Origin of the sequence: Marinococcus halophilus (assembly GCF_900166605.1) — a bacterium.
Lineage (GTDB): Bacteria > Bacillota > Bacilli > Bacillales > Marinococcaceae > Marinococcus > Marinococcus halophilus.
In genome coordinates this window covers 623,064-640,920 of record NZ_FVZD01000006.1, presented here as the reverse complement: position 1 = coordinate 640,920, position 17,857 = coordinate 623,064, and the positions used below count along the sequence as shown (strand labels likewise).

Sequence of the window (17,857 nt, the reverse complement as noted above, 5' to 3'; positions counted from 1 at the left end):
AAAATTGTCGCAGTTAATCTTTGGAATACGACTGAATAATTTTGTATATGTCTTTAACAGAATCTGAAGCTGTTATTTGATTTCTTGCTGTTTGTGAGCCTGCAAGCTTCATTAACTGCATCAGCGCGTGAATGTGCTTCTGTTTATCTACTGCAGCAATGACGATCACCAGATTGATCCGGTATTCTCCAGAGAAAAGAACTCCTTCCTTCAATCTCAACAAACTCATTCCTACTTCGTTCACCCCGTCTTCCGGTGAAGCATGGGGTATGGCTATATTAGGCCCTATCACAATATAAGGGTCTTCTTCTGTATAACACAGCATTCTGTTTACATAATCTTCCGTAATACTTTTACGTTCAAGTAGCGGCCCGGCCCCCGCCCAGACGGCCTCTTTCCAGTCGGCCACGCTGTCCTTCAGGGTGATGGAGGCTGGAGTGATTAATTCATCCAAATTGTATTCAGCCTTGCCCATGCTGTAATTGACTGAATTTTCATTATCCTGATTAATATAATTTTGAATATCTTCTATAAGTGCACTCTCATTATGGATATGGGCATGGCGCCCGATAATTTGAATAATTTCATTAATGTCCAGATGGTTTGGCAGATATCCGTACAGTTCAAGCATTACCTGCTTGCGAAGACGCTGCCGCTCTTCTCTGCCTAAAAATGTTTTTACCACGAACAGCTTTTTGTTCGTCTCAAGAAATGTCGGAGCAAAGACAATGTCGTACTCGAGATGGTAATGAAGAAACTCTCGTACAGATAAAGAATCGAGAAAGACAAATTCCGGAAAAAGCTCACTCAGCTCGTTCAGCATTAGTCTTGAAACAGATACGCCCTGAGGGCATACCACAATGGCTTTTACCTTCTTTTCAATGCTCTCGCCCTGCCTTTTCATCCACCCACCGATCAGCATTGTAATAAAGCTGCTCTCGCTGTCCGGAATCGGGCTGCCGATTAATTTTTCAAGCGGCGCTGTAGACTGCTTTACCAGGTGATGGAGCGCTTTAAATTCCTTGCTGAGCGGCACCTGTGTGGATGAAGTTTCCGACAGCTGGTATTTAATGCGGTAATAAGCTGGCTTAATGTGTTGAAGCAGCTTATCAAGCAGCTGGTCCCGTTCATGCAAGTATACACAGGCGCTTTTTTCAAACTGGCGCAGCATGTCATCTGTGGCAGCTCCTAAATTCGGGATCACGTCATCTTCCATTGGAAAAGAGGTGCTGTAGACGCTTACGGTCAGCAAGTGCAATGTCACAAATAACCGCTCTTCCATCGGAATATGTTCATTTTTTTTGAAAATCTCCTCTGTAGCCTGATACTCTTTCGTATCAGAAAGCTCTTCATACTGAATGGAAAATGTATTAATAGCAAAACCTTTTTTAATTCTCTTTAAAATTAAAGCTAATATATACGGCATCGTTTCCAGCTTTTCATCGGTGAATTTCAGGCTGAGCTTGCTTTCGACATTTTCAATCCGTTTGCGGTAATCGTCGAGCTCCTCTTCTCCAATACCGGCTATTTTTTTGATTCGTGAAGCGCCTTCCTGCATGAATAGCAGCTGGTAGGTGACGTTCATTAACAGCTTGCGGATTTGAAATTCTTTCCCTTCCACCAGGTAACCCTCTTTGCGGGAATATTTGATGGATAGGTGATAATCATCGAGATACTGCTGCACTTCTTTCAGCTCGTTCAAAACGGTGTTTTTACTCAACTGAAGCTCACTTGTAAAATGATTTAAGGAAAGCGGCTCTTCGCTGCCAATGAGCATCATAATGAGGTAATAAATACGCTGTTTTCCGGTGAGTACTGGTTTTTCAGCTGCAATAATTTCTTCATCCATACCGAAATTCGTGTAAACAGACTGATCAATAATGAAATGCCCCTGGCGCGTTCGTTCAATAACCGGGAGATCTTTGCTTAAAAGCCAGTCGTTTACTTTATTCATGCTGTAGCCCAGCTGTCTTCGTGTTAGTTGGTACTTTTCTTCAAGCGCCATGCTAGTGACCGATGGATTACGGATTAGTTCACTTAATATTTCATTATCCCGTTCACTTAGCGGCATTTCCTTCCCCCCTTTGATTAATTTTTATTCTATCAGCCGCTGCAACACAAATGTATACGTTTTCATCTCAGTTCTTTGAACATTTGATGTACAATATTGTGATTTACATTCTACAAACCAACTTCGTACATTGATGCATGAGGCTCTAAGGACGCACCGCAGCACCCACACGAATTAAAAATTATAGCACCTTTTGCTTTGCTTTTTTCTACACTACGCATCTATTTTCCAACAAAAAAAACAGCTGCCGGCAGCAGCTGTTACTTGTTATTCATAAGTCACACTTTTTCGTTAAAATCATCTGCTTCTTTTTCGTTTTCCTGTTTCTTTTGATTGGTTTCTTTTTCCTCTTTTTTAACTTTAGCCCGTTTTTTTATAAAATCCATTTCCACAGGAATATAGCCGCCCTCATTGACCATCCGGTCTATTTCACGCTCGTATTCTTCATCAATCAATCGCCGGTTCATAGGTATCCCCCTTTTCGCAATTGAGTTTTAGCCTATTACTGAAGCAAGGTCCCCAGCATCAATTTTCTGATTCAGCAATTGAAAGCCGAAGGGTCTACTCATTCGCATTCCCCCTGATGTTTTTATCCGCCTGACAAGTATCATTCCTATACATTTCTATTCCCTGTTTTTATGCATTTTGAACAAAAAGTCCGCTGAAAAATAATTTTTCAGCGGACTTTTTATTCAAGATGAAACACTTCCTCGAGAGGAGTAGTAACCGGGCTGTTATCTTCATTTGTTTCCATTAAAGGAGCCATAGCTTCCCACCACCTTTGGTTAACGGAAGTGGAGGCCATTTGCTGCCACAGTTCTTCGTCCTCTACTTCAAGATAGGCAAACAGCCTGCTCGTTTCTTTCTCCAGAAAGATCGAATAGTTGGCTGCTCCGTGCTGTTTTAAGGCCTCTTTCATTTCCGGCCAGAGTTGATTATGCTTCTCGATATATTCTTCAACTTTATCGGGGTATACGTACATTATTAACGCCAGACGTTTCATATTCATTTTCCTTTCAGTTACCTTTTTTTATTGGAAGCAGATAAACGCAATAAAAGAAGGAAGAATGGACTTTCTTCCTTCTATATTACTCGTTTATTTCACCAGGTCTTTTTGTATTTTTGCTTCCTCGGTCGTGCCGTAACGTTCGATTTGTATTTCTTCGAGCGATTTATTTCGTGTTTCTGGTGCGAGAGTTAAACCAACGATCATGTGTAATACAAGAAACCCGATCATAATCGCCCCTGCTGTCTGAAAACCAAATACGGTAATCAGCGTCGGAATCGCAAGCGAAATCAAACCGACAAATACCCGGGCTGTACAGAAAAGCAGCCCCTGCGCTGCTGCGCGGTATTTTGTATGGAACAGCTCCGCTGACCACAGACCGTAAAAAGCCTGCGCTCCAAAGCCTGCCGAGAGCCCCCAGAGAACAACGAACACAAGCAGTTCCGCGGTGCCCATTCCGCCAAATGAAAGCACTATCCAGGCTACAATACCCATAACAGCGCTTACCCCGAAGATAAGCTTCCGGTTTACCCTGTCACCCAGTTTAATAAATACAAAATAGGTGGACAAAACGGTCAGTCCCCAGAGGAAAGCCTGAAGCAGGTTAGCCTGGGCTCCCGAAAGGCCGCCTACTGTTTCGTAAATATAGGGCATAAAATAACCCATGACGCCAGCCACCATGTTCCAGAACGTATAAACTCCGACGAGCAGAGTGATTGCATGAAGATTGGCACGGTTGGTGAACAGCTCTTTCATATTTTCTTTACTGAAAATTCCGCCCTTGTTCGCTGCCCGGTCTTCCTTCTTCTGTTTTTCCCAGATTGCGGACTCCTCAATTTTTCGCTGGAAGAGCCAGGTAACAAAAGCGATCAAAAAGAGCTGGAAGAAAATAATCCGGCTTCCGAGCAGTCCTAGAGGAGCCAGTAGAACGGATAAAATAAAGACGACTGCCGGCCCCATCGACCAGGCAAACTGTCCCCAGCCGACACGTGCGGCTCTCTCTTTCTCCGGTGCTTCCTCGGCAATATAGGTCCACGAAGGCGGTATACCCGCTCCGACAGAAATACCAGTAATCACATAACCTACTAGAAGCATGGGAAAAGAAAAAGAAAAAACAATAAGCAATATACCGAGCATGTATACGAGCAGGTTATATTTATAAATAAATTTTCTCCCGTACCGATCGACTAAAAAGCCGCTGATCAGTGCACCAATGGCAGCCCCGAACCCGTTGGCACTGAGCGCCCCAAGTAGTCCAACTGTAGCATCCGTAAGACCCAGGTACTGAACCCAAAGTGTAAGCCCGGCTGCACCGGCTACAATAGAACCAGCTTCGAGGTAGTTCGACATAGATACAGAAAGAGTGGCAGCGAGACTTCCTCTTTCCACTTTTTTCATTCCATTTCCTCCTTAAAGGTTTATAGATTCTTTCTCTGCCGGCCTCCTTTTAATTGTTAACCAAAACAACTTTCATTTTATTGGTTTTTTGTCTGTTAGTGTTGTTTTAATTTGTATTTATTATTGTAAGGGTTTACACAAATGAAAGTCAACAACAATTTATCCTCTCTACGTTTTGATTTTTCTTTCATTTTCTTTCTGAAATGATTTATAAGCCGGAACAATAACTTACATTTTCTTTTTCGCCAAAAAAGCATACACGAAGATGAAATCTTTTTGCATATTTAAATCCTCCCGCGCTCTTTTATGTTATTTTTAATGTTGGATAGTTGTTTGAGATGTTTAATTCACGAGAAACAGGAAATAAAATGTAACTAATACGCCAGTGGAGGGTACTTATGATAGCGGTTATTATATTCTTTTTATTCGTTTCCTTCTTTTTATCAGGAAGCGAGACTGCTTTAACAGCAGCAAATCGTGCACGAATGCAGGCCCGTGCCGAAGAAAATGACAAACGGGCGAAAAATTTATTAAAACTGACGAGGAAACCGGATGAACTGATCACAGCCATCCTGATCGGAAACAATATATCCAACATTATGCTTCCTACACTCGTTACGGTGCTTGCCTTAAATTACAATTTTTCTGTCGGCATAGCTACTGCTATTTTGACGCTTGTGCTCATCATCTTTGCTGAAGTCCTGCCTAAATCTATTGCTGCTACTTTTGCGGACAAAGTAGCTTACATAGTCGCACCGGTAATTACAGTTCTTGTATTCATTTTTAAGCCGCTCACGTTTTTATTAAATTCTTTCACCCGCGGCGTTATTAAGCTGATTACTAAGGGCGAAGGACCGTCCCAGACGTATTCACGCGAAGAAATCAAAACAATGGTTGACGTTGCTTCCTCCGAAGGCACCTTTGAAAAGCAGGAGCAGGACCGTATTAAACGGGTGATTGATTTTTACCGCAAGGACATCCGTGACGTTTTAAAGGTGCCTAGAATGGAGATTACTGGCATCCCTATCGAAAGCGATTTTCAGGAAGTGCGGGACATCACCATCAGCCATAACCACACACGGTATCCGGTATATCAGGATAATATGGATCATATTGTCGGGGTCTTTCATGCGAAGCTTCTGCTTATATGGGCTGAGCAGAGTGACAAAACGCTTAACGATTTTATTGATAACAATCCTTTGTATGTAGTGGAAACCAACTCTGTAGATAACGTGTTCAAACGGATGCTCAATGAACAGAAGCACCTCGCCGTAGTACTTGATGAATACGGTGGGACGATGGGGATGGTCACCCAGGAGGATATTATTGAAGCAATGATCGGCCAGGAAATTGAAGATGAGCATGACACCCGCTCCGAACAGCTCATCGAGGAGCTGACCGACGAAGTTATTATCTGTGATGGGAAGCTTGCCATCAGCCGCTTCAATGAAATTTTCAACACCCGGGTGGAAGAAGAAGAGGATATTATCGCGGGCCTGCTGTACCGGGAATTCGATCATATACCTGAAGAGGGCGAGACTCTTCAGTATGAAAATCTTCATTTTGAAGTGCTGACAATGGATAATAATCAGATCAAACGCGTACGCGTTGTAAAAGAAGAGGAAGAAGAGGAAGATTGATACGCTTTAATCCGGAGGAAATTCTCTGGGTTTTAAGTGGCAATATTCTGCCGCAGATATGCTTTGCTTTTTTGATGTCGGCTTTAGGAGTGCTTTTTTATTCGTCCTGGTAGCCACCACCTTTTTCTTAAAGCTATTCACAAAATCCGTCTGGTGCCATTTGCTTCCTAACGCATTATATTGGCCGTGATCGTTTATTTTTAGTATTACTGTAAAGAAACTGGCCTTTAAATAAAGCAGCTTTTTTCATACTCAAATTGGGCAGGCCTGCGTAACAGTTTCATAGGGCCTTCACCTTTTACTTTGATTGCTCTTATAGTTTTCGTTATGATGGAGGCATTCATTCCATAGGGGGACAGGCGATGCGCAAAACTGTTTATATTCATGTGGGGTATCATAAAACCGCCACAACTTTTCTGCAGAAAAGCATTTACCCGAAATTAACGAACGAAATGACGTACCTTTCCCGTGGAGAAATTCAGCACTATCTTTACCAGATACGTCATAAGAAATTATCGGAAAAACAAATTCTCCAACTGCGTTCCGGAATAGAGGAAATGGCAGAGACTGAAAAGCCGCTGCTCATTTCTTATGAGGGGCTTTCCGGCAATCCCATGTCCATGAGAAAAAAGATTAAAGACAACCTTACGATTTTAAAGGACCTCCGGCGTATTTTCCCCGAAGAAAGCTACGATGTCCATATTATTGTCGGCGTCCGGTGGCAGATTGAGCTTCTTACCTCTCTCTACGTACAGTACATTCACCAGGGCGGCTATAAACAAGCTCCCGTCGTGTTTGAAGAGTGGGAACGCCTCGGGGTGCTTGATGGATACTATTATTTTCATTACTTAGAACAAATCAAGCACTTATTTGGCAGCAACAATTACTACCTTATGCAATACGAACGTTTCAGAGAAAGTGAAATGAGGGAGCTCACCGCACTTCTTCAGTATATGGGAATTACAGAGGTACCCGAATACAGTGCTGCGAAAGTCAACCGAAGCTACGGCACAATGCAGCTCAAAGCTGCCCAGAAAATGAACTACTTTTTTAAAACTCCCTTTAATCCAAACGCTCCTATACCCACAAAAAGAAGGCTTCCTCTTTCACGCGTGCTCCTGCAGAACCGGGCGAGCTTTATGCTTCACTACCAAAGGTATTATCTTCCTGAATCGCTGCAACAAGTGCTTCATGCAAAGTACCAGGACGACAACCGCTTATTTTCCCAGTATTATGGTATTGATTACACAAAAACTGACATGTAGGAAACATTCTTTCCTTGGGTATTTCCGGCTTTTCCCAAAATAGAATGAGCCTTTGTCTTTCAGGGATAAAGACGCTCAAAAATACTGCAGGAGGCTAAAATATATGAGTGGGAAAACAGGGAACAAAACTGACAACTCGAACCGTGTATTTTTGAAAATCACTAAAAGGCCCTTTCTCTCTTCTTCGATTGTTTACGGTGTGATGCTGGCTGCCATCGCGGTTATTGGAATAGCTGGAAAAGACCGGGGAGAAAAATAGCTGAAAAAGGAGACCCGGTTTTTTCGGGTCTCCTTCTTTAATGGCCTGCCTGCCAAGGCCTAGGGGCCCGCTGCTGAGGCTGTTGCATGGCGGGAAGATCTTTTCGCTGCCGTGTTTTCGGCTGCATGCCCTGCTCGATCCGGGCCTTTATCTTCGCATCCATCTTGGACAGGTGTACTGGCTGGAAGACCCTTCCGGCGGCTTCCCCGCACGAGGGACACGGCGCTTCGCTGACCCGCGCTCCCTTTGATGCCATCCAGCGCTCAAACGTACCACACGTCCGGCATTTAAACGTAAACTGGGCCATATTAATCCAACTCCGGTAGAATGTTCTGGTAAAAGATGTCTTTAGGCAGGGCCAGCGTGCAGCAGGCGTTCGGTATATCCACTACGCCTGCCACCGTGCCCTGCACCGGCGCCGTACCTAAAAGCATATAGGCCTGCTCCCCGGTGTACCCAAGCGTTTTGAGAAATTCAATCGCATTCAGACAGGCGTTCCTGTAAGCAACATTAGCATCCAGATACGTCTGGCCTCCGGAAAATTCATTAACAGAGACACCTTCAAAGACTAGAAATTCATTGTAATGCGGCATCACCGGTCCCGGCTTAAACGCGGGATTTCGTTGAATACGGTGTTTTTCCATGCCGTTCTTAATCACATGTACCTGCAGGTCAATCCAGCCGGGCATCTCAATCCCTCCGCAGAACGTAATCTCTCCGTCCCCCTGCGAGAAATGAAGATCTCCCACCGACAGCTTTGCCCCGTCGACAAATACCGGAAAGTACACTCTCGAGCCCTTCGATAGATTCTTAATGTCACAGTTGCCGCCATTTTCCCTTGGGGGTACCGTTCTTGCTCCTTCAGCTGCTACCCGGTCGAACTCTTCTCCCTTGAGGTTCCCGAGCACCGCCGAATGCTCTGTCGGCAGATTCGCCAGCGGAGGCACCCGGTCAGGATTTGTATCTACCAGTTCCTTTTCCCTGCGGTTCCATTCATTCAGCATGTCCTGCGACGGCGCTACGCCGATCAGCCCCGGATGAATAATACCTGCAAATTTTACATTTGGCACATGCCTGGAAGTGGCATAAATCCCTTCGAAATCCCAAATAGATTTGGCCGCTTCCGGATAATGGTCCACTAAAAAGCTTCCACCGTTTTCTTTAGCGAAAATGCCATTGAATCCCCATTCATGTGAATGAAACGTTCCGATATCCAGAATATCAACAACAAGCAGATCGCCCGGTTCCACACCGTTTACATGGACCGGACCGCTTAGTACGTGCACCCGGTCGAGATTCACGTGCTTAATGTCCGAGGGGTCATCATTGTTGCTTATCTGGCCATCGGTCCAATCCAGGCATTCCATCCGGAATGTCTCTCCCGGGTCTACGGAAAATACGGCAGGAATATCCGGGTGCCAGCGGTTGTGCCCCGGCATCGTCTGTTGGTCCATCGTTTTGTTCAGCTCTACCTCAAACAGCTTTTTCGGCATAGAAAGCCCCTCCTGTTTATAAAATACCCGGAGACACAGCAGGCGATATTTAAATTTTCTAAATATATTTGATAAAAAAAGGGGGAGAACCCCTTTTTTAAATCTATGCTAAAGTAATTGATTCGTCTGCATAGACGCTTTGAACCGAGCGGATAATCTCTATGCCTTCATCCATCGGGCGCTGGAACGCCTTACGTCCCATAATCAGTCCCATGCCGCCTGCACGTTTGTTAATTACTGCTGTTTTAACAGCATCCTCTAGATCCGATTCGGCAGAGCCCCCGCCGGAGTTAATCAAGCCGGCCCGGCCCATAAACGAATTCATTACCTGGTAACGGGTCAGGTCAATCGGGTGGTCACTCGTCAGCTCCGAATACACTTTGTCGTGAGTCTTGCCGTATCCGACTGCTGTATAGCCGCCGTTGTTGGTCGGCATTTTCTGTTTTACAATATCTGCCTGCAGGCTTGCTGATAAATGTATTGCCTGGCTCGTCAGGTCAGAGGCTGTATGATAATCCGTTCCGTCTTTCTTAAAGCCTGGATTACGGAGATAGGCCCAAAGAATAGTGCCAAGGCCAAGTTGGTGAGCACGTTCAAAGGCTTTCGACACCTCCTGGATCTGGCGGTCGCTCTGCTCCGAACCAAAGTAAATCGTCGCTCCAACCGCTACTGCTCCCATATTATAGGCCTGGTCGACAGAGCCGAACATAATTTGGTCGTGCGTTTCCGGATAAGTCAGCAATTCATTGTGGTTAATTTTGGCAATAAAAGGGATCTTGTGTGCGTAATCCCTTGCGATTGATCCAAGCGCCCCGACTGTGGAAGCTACCGCATTGCAGTTACTTTCCATGGCGAGCTTTACGATGTTTTCCGGATCAAAATACATAGGGTTCGGCGCAAACGAAGCCCCTGCTGAGTGTTCGATGCCCTGGTCAACCGGCAGAATAGACAGATACCCCGTTCCGCCAAGCTGGCCGTGGTCAAATAAGCTCTGCAGGTTGCGCAGTACTACCGGAGAACGGTCCGTCGCTTTGTACACCCGGTCGACAAAATCAGGCCCCGGGACATAGAGATTTTCTTTCGGCACTGTTTTGCTTTGATGGTTTAATAAGTAATCCGCATCCTGTCCTAAAATTTCTTTTGTTGAAGCCATCGTAATACCTCCTCACCAGTTTAGCTAATTCTTCTTCCCTAATTCCCTTATTAGGGAAGAACATAAACAAAATTTCACCAGAATTTATGAAAAGGTTTATCTCTGGAAAGGTATTTACGTAGATAATTTTTGCTGTAAATATACGATTTAGCAGGATCATGACGATATATATTACAAATGCTGCCTCTTTGTTTAAGCTATTTCAATACAATCAACTTTTCTGCTGGAAAGGGCGTTTCCTATGAAAATAAATTATCTATTTGTCATGTTCGCTGTCTATATGTTCTTCGGTGTTTTTATCGGGATCAGTTTTGCAGTTATCATGCCGGCAGTTATTCCCATTCCTGCTTCGTTTTTAAAAATGTTTTATACCGCTTCGATTACCGCCGGTGTGGCGCTCGGCCTCTTGAATTACTTTCTTTTTTTCGGTTTTGTGCGCCGGTGCATTGATCACTTTCAGGCTGTACTGACCTCTGTGCGTAACGGAGATCTCAGCGCTCGTGCTTCATTTCAAAGCACTGGAATAATTGGCCGGCTAAATGACGATTTGAATCGCACTATAGCCCACCTCGAGGCCACTAAAGAAAAGGTCGGCCGCGATGATTTAACCAATCTGCCGAACCGGGCTGCCCTACAGCAGTTTTTTCAGGAAACCTCCAACTCGGGCTTTTCTTATCTTCTTTACTTTATTGATGTGGATCAATTTAAAACTATTAACGATACCTACGGCCACATTACCGGCGATCGTGTGCTTCAGTTCACTGCCGGCCAAATTGGCAGCGCCTGCAGTCCAGAACAGCGCCTTTACCGTTTAGGAGGAGACGAGTTTGTCATTATGGAGCAGATCGGCACGAAAAATACGAAAAGTAAGCAGCTGACCAAAAGCCGTATCTCCCAACAGCTTCGTGTCCCTTACACAGACGGGCAAATTACTTTTACTATTGCCGTCAGCATTGGGGTGTATGAGTCCTCTGGCCAGCACGAGGATTTTGCTTCCGTGCTGCATAAGGCTGATCAAAAAATGTATAAAGCCAAACGCCAAAAGCACGAAAGCTCGCTTCCATTTAACTAAAGAGGCTTCGAAACCTTTTGTGGTACCGGAAAAATATTTCTGCCACAATTCCTTCATTTTTACAGTAATAATGGCCTATGCTTTTTGATTTAATTTGTATCGATAAATGTTTAGAGAGGCAATTCTTCCTTTTTTTTCTGCTTCAATATTTTCAGCCTCCCTTTCTATGGGCAGGCAGAAACAAAAGAGCAGCATGGCTGGGGCTTTATCAGGTTAAAGAATCAGTACAATATTAAAGGGGTGTAGGGGATGAAGGAATGGTTCAATTTTAAAAGCTTGCGTGCAAAAATTTTAACTGGCTTTCTGGTGCTTATATTGCTGGTCACAGCGCTTGGCGTCTATAATTTTTACGCCAACAGCAGGGCAAATGCCGAAACAAAGGATATTGTTGAAAAGCAGCTCCCACTATTGATCGCTGATGAAAAACTAGCGTTTAATATGGCACAGCGTGTCGCCCTCTCCCGGGGGTACGTTTTATTCGGGGATGAGGAATTTAAAAGCAGCTTTATGGAATACACAGAAGAAAGCGCTGCGCTGGAAGAGGAGACGCTCGCCGACTTCGATTCTGCTGAGCTGGAGACATTAACGGAAAAGAGTATCGAATGGGAGCAGATTATTACCTCGGAGGTTTTCCCAGCTTACGAAGCAGGTAATGAAGAAGAAGCTAAACAGATACTAAATACCACTGCCAAGCCACTGGCCCGGGAGATTATGACCGGCTTTGAAGACTTGGCTGGAAAAAGAGAAGGATTAATCACAGCTGCAGGGGAAGATGTGCTTGAAAGCGGCAGAAACCTGATGACTACCGGTACAATTATTTCCCTTTTAGTCATCCTTGCCGGAACTGCCATTTCCTTTTTTATGGCACGCACGATCTCTGCTCCAATTAAAACGGTCATGCACCGTATGCAGGCTATTGCAGAGGGCGACTTGAGCCAGGAGCCGATGCAAACTACATCCCGCGATGAAACTGGAAAGCTCGTACATGCCGCCAATCAAATGAATAACAACATGACCCGGCTGCTTACACAAATTAAAAAGATGTCCACAGACGTATCGGATCAGAGTCAGAATTTAACTCATTCGGCGAACGAGGTGAAGGCAGGCTCCCAGCAGGTGGCCGTTACGATGGAAGAGCTCGCTTCCGGAGCAGAATCCCAGGCGACAAGTGCCAGCAGCATCGCTTCATTAATGAGTGACTTCACTGAAAATGTTTCCGATGCCCATACGAAGGGCGAAGACGTTCGCAGCTCATCAACACATATTCTCTCTATTACAAATGAAGGCCGGCAACTGATGGACACTTCGGTGCATCAAATGGAAAAGATCGATGCTATCGTAAAAAATGCGGCCGTGAAGGTCGAAGGGCTCGATAAACAATCCCAGGAAATTTCAAAATTAGTTTCTGTGATTAACGATATTGCCAACCAGACGAATTTGCTTGCTTTAAACGCTGCGATTGAAGCTGCCCGTGCCGGCGAGCAGGGTCGCGGATTTGCCGTAGTGGCTGATGAAGTACGAAAGCTTGCCGAGCAGGTGTCTGCTTCCATTACAGACATTACCGGCATTGTAGAGGGTATTCAGAACGAATCTTCCTCTGTCGCCGCCTCTCTGCAGGCAGAATATAAAGAAGTAGAACTCGGCACCTCCCAGATTCAAACAACGGGAGAAACATTCAATACGATCAATACAGCTATTCAGGCAATGGCAGAAAACCTCCAATCCGTCACTCAAAATCTGGCGGCTATCTCTTCAAGCAGTCAGGAAATCAATGCTTCCATTGAAGAAATCGCTTCTGTATCCGAAGAATCTGCTGCCGGGGTCGAACAGACTGCCGCTTCCGTCCAGCAGACGAGCAGCTCCATGGAGGAAGTTTCCGCTAATTCAGAAAACCTGAACGACCTTGCCCTCCAGCTGAACGCCGAAGTAGATAAATTTAAGCTGTAATACGAATAATAAGGCCCGGAGATTTTTTCTCCCGGCCTTCTTTGTTATTCTAGATCTGTTTTACGCTTCAGCGGCTTTACTGCCGGGCCTTCAATAACCTCCCCATCGTAGGAAAATCTTGACCCATGGCACGGACAGTCCCAGCTCCGTTCTGCATTGTTCCAGGAAAGATCACAGCCCATATGCGTACAGGTGGTGTCGACAACATACAGTCTTCCTGTTTCATTCCGGTAAGCTCCGGCCTTCCCGTCTTCGGTATTAATTAAAGCTCCTTCATCATTTTCCAGGTTCTTTTCTTTATCGCCCCGGTTGGATTTTCCTTTAACCATTTCTTTCCCGACATCCATGTTTTCGGCTGCAAAGGATTGAATGTTTTTCTTTTTCAGTTCAGAGCGCGTCGGGTCAAACGCTTCTTTGTAGACATTTTCATTGCCTAGCACGTAATCAGCCAGCATTTTCCCTGCTGCTTCGCTGTTGCTTATTCCCCATTTCATGAAGCCGGTGGCAGTAAAAATCTGCTTTTCTCCGGAAGTCATCGGTCCGACATACGGCATTTTATCCAAGGTAATCATATCCTGAGCCGACCAGCGGTAAGGCACTTCCTGCAGACCAAAGTGCTCTTCGCCGAAGGTACGCAGTGCCTCGTACCGCTCAAACGTGCTGGTTTCATTTTTACCAGATGTATGACCTTCCCCGCCGATTAAAAGAAGATCCTCCCCGTTCTCGTCTTTTGCTGTACGAAGCGATCTTGAAGGCGAATCTACACTAATATACATATGCCTTGGCATCGTCTGGACTTTAGCCCCGATAATGTAGGAACGCTCCACGTGCAGACGGCTGTAATATTTCCCCATGCCGTCGTTAAAAGGGAAATGGCTTGTCACCAAAAGATAATCACTCGTAATTTTGCTTTCATTGTTTGTGTTAACTACGACTTTACCATTTGATTTATTTACATCCGAAGCCCTCGTATTTTCATACACACGCCCGCCCAGCCGGACTACCTCTTCAAGAAGTGCATGGTAATAATGCACTGGCTGAAACTGGGCCTGATTGCGTATCACAAGGGCCCGAGCGACAGCATACGGGAGATCATGTTCTTCAGAAGCCTCTCCGCCGTTAACGTTTAGTAGCCGGTATGCTTCGGCTTCCTGCTCCATCACTTTTTGCTGCTGTTCGCTATTCGTATAAATAAAAGCGTTCCGTTCCTCCCATTTGCAATTAATACCAAGCTCTTCCACCCGGTTTCGCATATCACGGATCGCCTGTTCGTTAGCTTCATGGTACTGGCTTGTTTTTTCCCGCCCGTGATTTTGCATCAGCTCATCGTATATCATGCCGTGCTGGGAGGATATTTTTGCTGTTGTATTTCCGGTGGTGCCTTCAAGTACCCTTCCCGCTTCGAGCAGCACAACTTTGGCTCCAACCTTCGCTAAATAGTAAGCAGCTGTAATACCGGCTGCTCCGGCGCCTGCAATAGTAACTTCTGCGGTGTCTTCGCCGCTGTGTGCCGGCATGTTTGTAGATTCGCTTTCCTTAAGCCATAAAGAATGTGGATATAAAGGGACACTTCTGTTGTTAGCCATTGTAGTTCCTCCTTATAGTTATTCAAACCGCGACTGCTTTTTCTTCCCGGGGGCGGGCTGCCTTATACCAGTGCCAGCAGAGAATCACCATAATGGCAATATCCACCGCATCGCCCCCGTAATACATCAGCATTGATCCTGCCTGGGCAGCTTCCTGGCCTACCCCTGCCGGCGGTGACACGTACAAGTATTTGGATAAAATACCGTGCCCTGCAAGCGCTGCCACAAGCACCCCGGATCGGAACAGAAAAGAATACCGATGAGGCATCGGATCAATATAAATAATTGAAGCTGTAAACGCATACCCCGCCAAGAAAATATGGACATGAATGATAATATAGATAAGAGCAGAGGCATGCATCAAGGCGTACAACCCGGTCGTATATAAAAACCACAAGCCGCCAATATTCAGCACCGTGGCCGTCACCGGATGAGAAATTATTGTTACAAAGCGGCTCCGCAGCATTTTAGCCAGTTTTTTCGCTGCAGGTACTGGCAAAGCACGAAGAGCAAGCGTTACCGGCGCCGCAAGCACTAAACAAAGCGGTGCCAGCATGCCAAGCAGCAGGTGCCCGGTCATATGAATGACAAATGAATCGTGAGCCATCCGCGGAATTGGCCCGAGGACTGAAATCACTGCCGCCGCTGTGCCAGTGACGAACAAGCCGATGCGGCGTGCCGGCCATCCCGCATCCCGGAAAGCTGCAAAAAGATACAGCAGGCACACAAGGATAAAGGGGGCCGCAAGTATTCCTTCTGCAATATAATGAGCAGTAGTCATCAGCTTATACCGTTTCTTTCTGTTTTTTCATCTGCGAAGTCTGCCTCCATACCACTATTCCGGCAATAAGGATGACGAGTGCACTAATATTCCATACAAGATCGTAAGGAAGAATATCTACACCGTACCGTATCTGGTGAATGCCCATCCATTTATGCTGGACCAGGCCATCGTAAAGCTGAAAAAAGCCGGCCCCGGTCAGTGTGCCCCCGATCCACCGACGCAGCCAGAAGCTCTGCCGGCGCCGGAGATCAGCCACCATAAATAAGGCAGCTACCGTAGCAAACCAGCTGAATGCATGAAAAAAGCCATCTGAGATGAGCCCTGCGGTCGTTGTTGATAAATCATAAAAATGGTGCCAGTGCAGCAGCTGGTGAAAGACTACTTCATCGATAAAAGCAATGAGCCCGAGACCGAAAAGAAAGCCGGATAATATATTTCGCCCGGCGTAGTTTTTCTGGTTTCTCCGAAGCATAGCTTCATTTTTTTCTGACATGGCTGGTCCTCCTCTGCTACATATCTGTTTTCAGGCGATTGCTCGAAAAAAGTACGTGTGTGCCCATATAAAAGTGAAACATGTATTCAGCTGCCCCCATCAACACTGCGGTTACCACAGCTGCAAGCAGTACTGGGCCAGCGAAAGTGATCACAGCCCCTGCAGCTAATACGACAGCAAATACTAAAATGGCATCTGCGCCCGCTGCCATTAGGCTTTTTACACGTGGAAGCAGTACTAGATCTCCGAGTGGGTAGCTGATGGCGCCGATGATAATAGTGAGCACCAGCACACTCCAAATAGAAACCCCATTTGCGATGCTCAGCACCAAAAATAACAGTGCGGCAGTCATTATGCTTTTACCAGTTAATGCTTTGATATGCTTCATGTTTTACTCCTTTCCATGTGTGCTTAAAAATACACAAAAAGCCAGGGAAAGACGCCTCTCTTTTCCTGGCTTACCGCAAGGCTTAATCCCGCGATTGCTGCCTCCGTTTATGCAGTTAATGCTTGGCTATTCTTCTGTTTCCTTTAAATACATTTCCATAAACTTTCTTTTGGATTAAAAGAGAGTTCTTTCAAGCTCAGCAAACTAAATGATTTAGCAATACTATCTCTATCCTGCGCTCTCTTTAAAGAAATATTATGAGCTGGAGCATGTCTTTCAGGCCGGGCAAAAAACCATTTGTTCCCTCACCCATCGATAGCCCTGGATTAGGATGACAGTTATAGTCCGCCCTCTTGTGCCGCGTAGGGTTATTCATATTATTCAGCACGAAAAAGCCGGTGAAGACGCTGGAGCGATTTTTCAGCATATTCATTTATAATATCTGCTTCCGATTTTCCTTCAGCGGAGGAGAACACGCTCAAATCGGGAGGCAGGCATTCTACTGTAATTGTTCCGCCGTAGCCTGTTTCCTTAATGGTATCTGCAATTGTTTTCCATGAGAGCCTCCCGTATCCCAGACCCTGCCGGTTAGTATCTGCTACGTGTATGTGGCTGAGAGCTGGGCCAAGATGATGAAAAGGTGCTTCCATGCTGCTTTCTTCAATGTTCATATGAAAAGTGTCGAGCATCGTCGTTACAAAAGGGTGCCCTATTTCCTTCACCAGCAGCAACGCCTGCCAACCGGTGTTAATAATACAGCTTTCATAACGATTTAACGGCTCGATCACAAGCGCGACGTTTCTTTCTTCTGCATATGGAGCTATTTCCTGAAGTGACAGGACAGCCGCTTCCCATTCTGCTTTGCCGTTTTCTTCCGGCTCTGCTTTACCTGGCGCACACGGGGACAGCACCATGTATTCTGCTCCTGCCCGGTATGCACGGTTGATCTGCTCTTTAAAATAATTTACAGCTGTTTTTCGCATGGAAGGGTTCACCTGTGATAAATCTGTTTCTTTCCGCGGCCAGCCTGCATCCGCACACAAGCCCCGGATACGGATATCCAAGGTTTCTGCCAGATCGACCAATCCCTCCCAATTATAGTCTCTCGCATGCACTTCAATTTCATCGTACCCTATGACGGATACGTCACGCATCGTTTGCTCAATCGGCCGGTCTCCAAACACCCAGCTGCATATCGAAAAATTCATCCCATCCTCCCTTTCACTACTACAACTCTTCTGTAATATGTTTCTTCTCCACGAAGTGCTGGAAGAACTATAGAAGCTACAAATAAAGACCAGC

17 protein-coding genes are annotated in these 17,857 nt (G+C 45.6%); 5 read left to right on the top strand and 12 right to left on the bottom strand.

All coding sequences use genetic code 11. The features are described from left to right. Window positions 1-13: 13 nt before the first annotated feature. The 4 genes from B5066_RS09395 to B5066_RS09380 form a co-directional block, all read right to left on the bottom strand. A complete protein-coding gene (locus tag B5066_RS09395) occupies window positions 14-2,071 on the bottom strand; it encodes a BglG family transcription antiterminator (RefSeq protein WP_079475676.1) in 2,058 nt (685 codons plus the stop codon). Between the two features lie 278 nt (window positions 2,072-2,349). Further along, window positions 2,350-2,538 (bottom strand): hypothetical protein, encoded by a 189-nt coding sequence (locus B5066_RS09390; RefSeq protein ID WP_079475675.1) that lies wholly within the window; start codon window positions 2,536-2,538, stop codon window positions 2,350-2,352. 221 nt (window positions 2,539-2,759) lie between these two features. After that, the gene (rhaM, locus tag B5066_RS09385; protein ID WP_079475674.1) at window positions 2,760-3,074 is read right to left on the bottom strand and encodes an L-rhamnose mutarotase; all 315 of its coding nucleotides are present in this window, start codon (window positions 3,072-3,074) and stop codon (window positions 2,760-2,762) included. 93 nt (window positions 3,075-3,167) lie between these two features. Next, the gene (locus tag B5066_RS09380) at window positions 3,168-4,475 is read right to left on the bottom strand and encodes an MFS transporter (RefSeq protein ID WP_079475673.1); all 1,308 of its coding nucleotides are present in this window, start codon (window positions 4,473-4,475) and stop codon (window positions 3,168-3,170) included. A gap of 398 nt (window positions 4,476-4,873) precedes the next feature. On the opposite strand from B5066_RS09380, the gene B5066_RS09375 reads away from it, so the two are divergent. From B5066_RS09375 to B5066_RS16720, 3 genes are all read left to right on the top strand, one after another. Next, on the top strand, window positions 4,874-6,115 hold the full coding sequence (locus B5066_RS09375) for a hemolysin family protein (protein ID WP_079475672.1): 1,242 nt from the start codon (window positions 4,874-4,876) through the stop codon (window positions 6,113-6,115). A gap of 362 nt (window positions 6,116-6,477) precedes the next feature. Then, the gene (locus B5066_RS09370; RefSeq protein WP_079475671.1) at window positions 6,478-7,380 is read left to right on the top strand and encodes a hypothetical protein; all 903 of its coding nucleotides are present in this window, start codon (window positions 6,478-6,480) and stop codon (window positions 7,378-7,380) included. 103 nt (window positions 7,381-7,483) lie between these two features. Then, complete coding sequence (locus tag B5066_RS16720) at window positions 7,484-7,639, top strand: hypothetical protein (protein WP_158219184.1); 156 nt, start codon at window positions 7,484-7,486, stop codon at window positions 7,637-7,639. A gap of 37 nt (window positions 7,640-7,676) precedes the next feature. Here the strand turns inward: B5066_RS16720 and B5066_RS09365 are convergent, their stop codons facing one another. The 3 genes from B5066_RS09365 to B5066_RS09355 all read right to left on the bottom strand — a co-directional run bounded on the left by B5066_RS09365 (window position 7,677) and on the right by B5066_RS09355 (window position 10,285). Next, complete coding sequence (locus B5066_RS09365) at window positions 7,677-7,946, bottom strand: FmdB family zinc ribbon protein (protein ID WP_079475670.1); 270 nt, start codon at window positions 7,944-7,946, stop codon at window positions 7,677-7,679. A gap of 1 nt (window position 7,947) precedes the next feature. After that, window positions 7,948-9,132, bottom strand: a complete 1,185-nt coding sequence (gene fmdA / locus B5066_RS09360) for a formamidase (RefSeq protein WP_079475669.1) — start codon at window positions 9,130-9,132, stop codon at window positions 7,948-7,950. 103 nt (window positions 9,133-9,235) lie between these two features. Continuing rightward, complete coding sequence (locus B5066_RS09355; protein ID WP_079475668.1) at window positions 9,236-10,285, bottom strand: class I fructose-bisphosphate aldolase; 1,050 nt, start codon at window positions 10,283-10,285, stop codon at window positions 9,236-9,238. Window positions 10,286-10,526: 241 nt separating this feature from the next. Here B5066_RS09355 and B5066_RS09350 point away from each other — a divergent pair, with 241 nt between their 5' ends. Together B5066_RS09350 and B5066_RS09345 are read left to right on the top strand one after the other, a co-directional pair. Continuing rightward, window positions 10,527-11,357 carry a GGDEF domain-containing protein gene (locus B5066_RS09350; RefSeq protein ID WP_079475667.1) on the top strand — a complete coding sequence of 277 codons (831 nt, stop codon included), beginning with the start codon at window positions 10,527-10,529 and terminating at the stop codon, window positions 11,355-11,357. 249 nt (window positions 11,358-11,606) lie between these two features. Beyond that, window positions 11,607-13,304, top strand: coding sequence for a methyl-accepting chemotaxis protein (locus B5066_RS09345; protein WP_079475666.1), 1,698 nt, complete (start codon window positions 11,607-11,609; stop codon window positions 13,302-13,304). A 44-nt stretch (window positions 13,305-13,348) separates the two neighbouring features. Here B5066_RS09345 and B5066_RS09340 read toward each other — a convergent pair whose 3' ends face one another. From B5066_RS09340 to B5066_RS09320, 5 genes are all read right to left on the bottom strand, one after another. Beyond that, window positions 13,349-14,890 (bottom strand): FAD-dependent oxidoreductase, encoded by a 1,542-nt coding sequence (locus B5066_RS09340; RefSeq protein WP_079475665.1) that lies wholly within the window; start codon window positions 14,888-14,890, stop codon window positions 13,349-13,351. Window positions 14,891-14,912: 22 nt separating this feature from the next. Beyond that, the gene (locus tag B5066_RS09335; RefSeq protein WP_079475664.1) at window positions 14,913-15,671 is read right to left on the bottom strand and encodes a cytochrome c oxidase assembly protein; all 759 of its coding nucleotides are present in this window, start codon (window positions 15,669-15,671) and stop codon (window positions 14,913-14,915) included. 4 nt (window positions 15,672-15,675) lie between these two features. Beyond that, the gene (locus B5066_RS09330; protein ID WP_079475663.1) at window positions 15,676-16,167 is read right to left on the bottom strand and encodes a DUF2243 domain-containing protein; all 492 of its coding nucleotides are present in this window, start codon (window positions 16,165-16,167) and stop codon (window positions 15,676-15,678) included. A 16-nt stretch (window positions 16,168-16,183) separates the two neighbouring features. Continuing rightward, complete coding sequence (locus B5066_RS09325) at window positions 16,184-16,555, bottom strand: DUF2512 family protein (RefSeq protein ID WP_079475662.1); 372 nt, start codon at window positions 16,553-16,555, stop codon at window positions 16,184-16,186. 377 nt (window positions 16,556-16,932) lie between these two features. Next, entirely contained in the window at window positions 16,933-17,763 is an 831-nt protein-coding gene (locus B5066_RS09320) for a sugar phosphate isomerase/epimerase family protein (protein WP_079475661.1), read from the bottom strand. Window positions 17,764-17,857: the final 94 nt, after the last annotated feature.

Excerpts from the sequence above, each read along its gene's own strand:
- B5066_RS09390 (WP_079475675.1), bottom strand. The coding sequence starts at position 2,538 with ATGAACCGGCGATTGATTGATGAAGAATACGAGCGTGAAATAGACCGG.
- B5066_RS09335 (WP_079475664.1), bottom strand. The coding sequence starts at position 15,671 with ATGACTACTGCTCATTATATTGCAGAAGGAATACTTGCGGCCCCCTTT.
- fmdA (WP_079475669.1), bottom strand. The coding sequence starts at position 9,132 with ATGCCGAAAAAGCTGTTTGAGGTAGAGCTGAACAAAACGATGGACCAA.
- B5066_RS09375 (WP_079475672.1), top strand. The coding sequence starts at position 4,874 with ATGATAGCGGTTATTATATTCTTTTTATTCGTTTCCTTCTTTTTATCA.
- B5066_RS09395 (WP_079475676.1), bottom strand. The coding sequence starts at position 2,071 with ATGCCGCTAAGTGAACGGGATAATGAAATATTAAGTGAACTAATCCGT.
- B5066_RS09355 (WP_079475668.1), bottom strand. The coding sequence starts at position 10,285 with ATGGCTTCAACAAAAGAAATTTTAGGACAGGATGCGGATTACTTATTA.
- B5066_RS09330 (WP_079475663.1), bottom strand. The coding sequence starts at position 16,167 with ATGTCAGAAAAAAATGAAGCTATGCTTCGGAGAAACCAGAAAAACTAC.
- B5066_RS09350 (WP_079475667.1), top strand. The coding sequence starts at position 10,527 with ATGAAAATAAATTATCTATTTGTCATGTTCGCTGTCTATATGTTCTTC.
- B5066_RS09345 (WP_079475666.1), top strand. The coding sequence starts at position 11,607 with ATGAAGGAATGGTTCAATTTTAAAAGCTTGCGTGCAAAAATTTTAACT.
- rhaM (WP_079475674.1), bottom strand. The coding sequence starts at position 3,074 with ATGAAACGTCTGGCGTTAATAATGTACGTATACCCCGATAAAGTTGAA.
- B5066_RS09370 (WP_079475671.1), top strand. The coding sequence starts at position 6,478 with ATGCGCAAAACTGTTTATATTCATGTGGGGTATCATAAAACCGCCACA.
- B5066_RS09340 (WP_079475665.1), bottom strand. The coding sequence starts at position 14,890 with ATGGCTAACAACAGAAGTGTCCCTTTATATCCACATTCTTTATGGCTT.
- B5066_RS09320 (WP_079475661.1), bottom strand. The coding sequence starts at position 17,763 with ATGAATTTTTCGATATGCAGCTGGGTGTTTGGAGACCGGCCGATTGAG.
- B5066_RS09325 (WP_079475662.1), bottom strand. The coding sequence starts at position 16,555 with ATGAAGCATATCAAAGCATTAACTGGTAAAAGCATAATGACTGCCGCA.
- B5066_RS09380 (WP_079475673.1), bottom strand. The coding sequence starts at position 4,475 with ATGAAAAAAGTGGAAAGAGGAAGTCTCGCTGCCACTCTTTCTGTATCT.
- B5066_RS16720 (WP_158219184.1), top strand. The coding sequence starts at position 7,484 with ATGAGTGGGAAAACAGGGAACAAAACTGACAACTCGAACCGTGTATTT.
- B5066_RS09365 (WP_079475670.1), bottom strand. The coding sequence starts at position 7,946 with ATGGCCCAGTTTACGTTTAAATGCCGGACGTGTGGTACGTTTGAGCGC.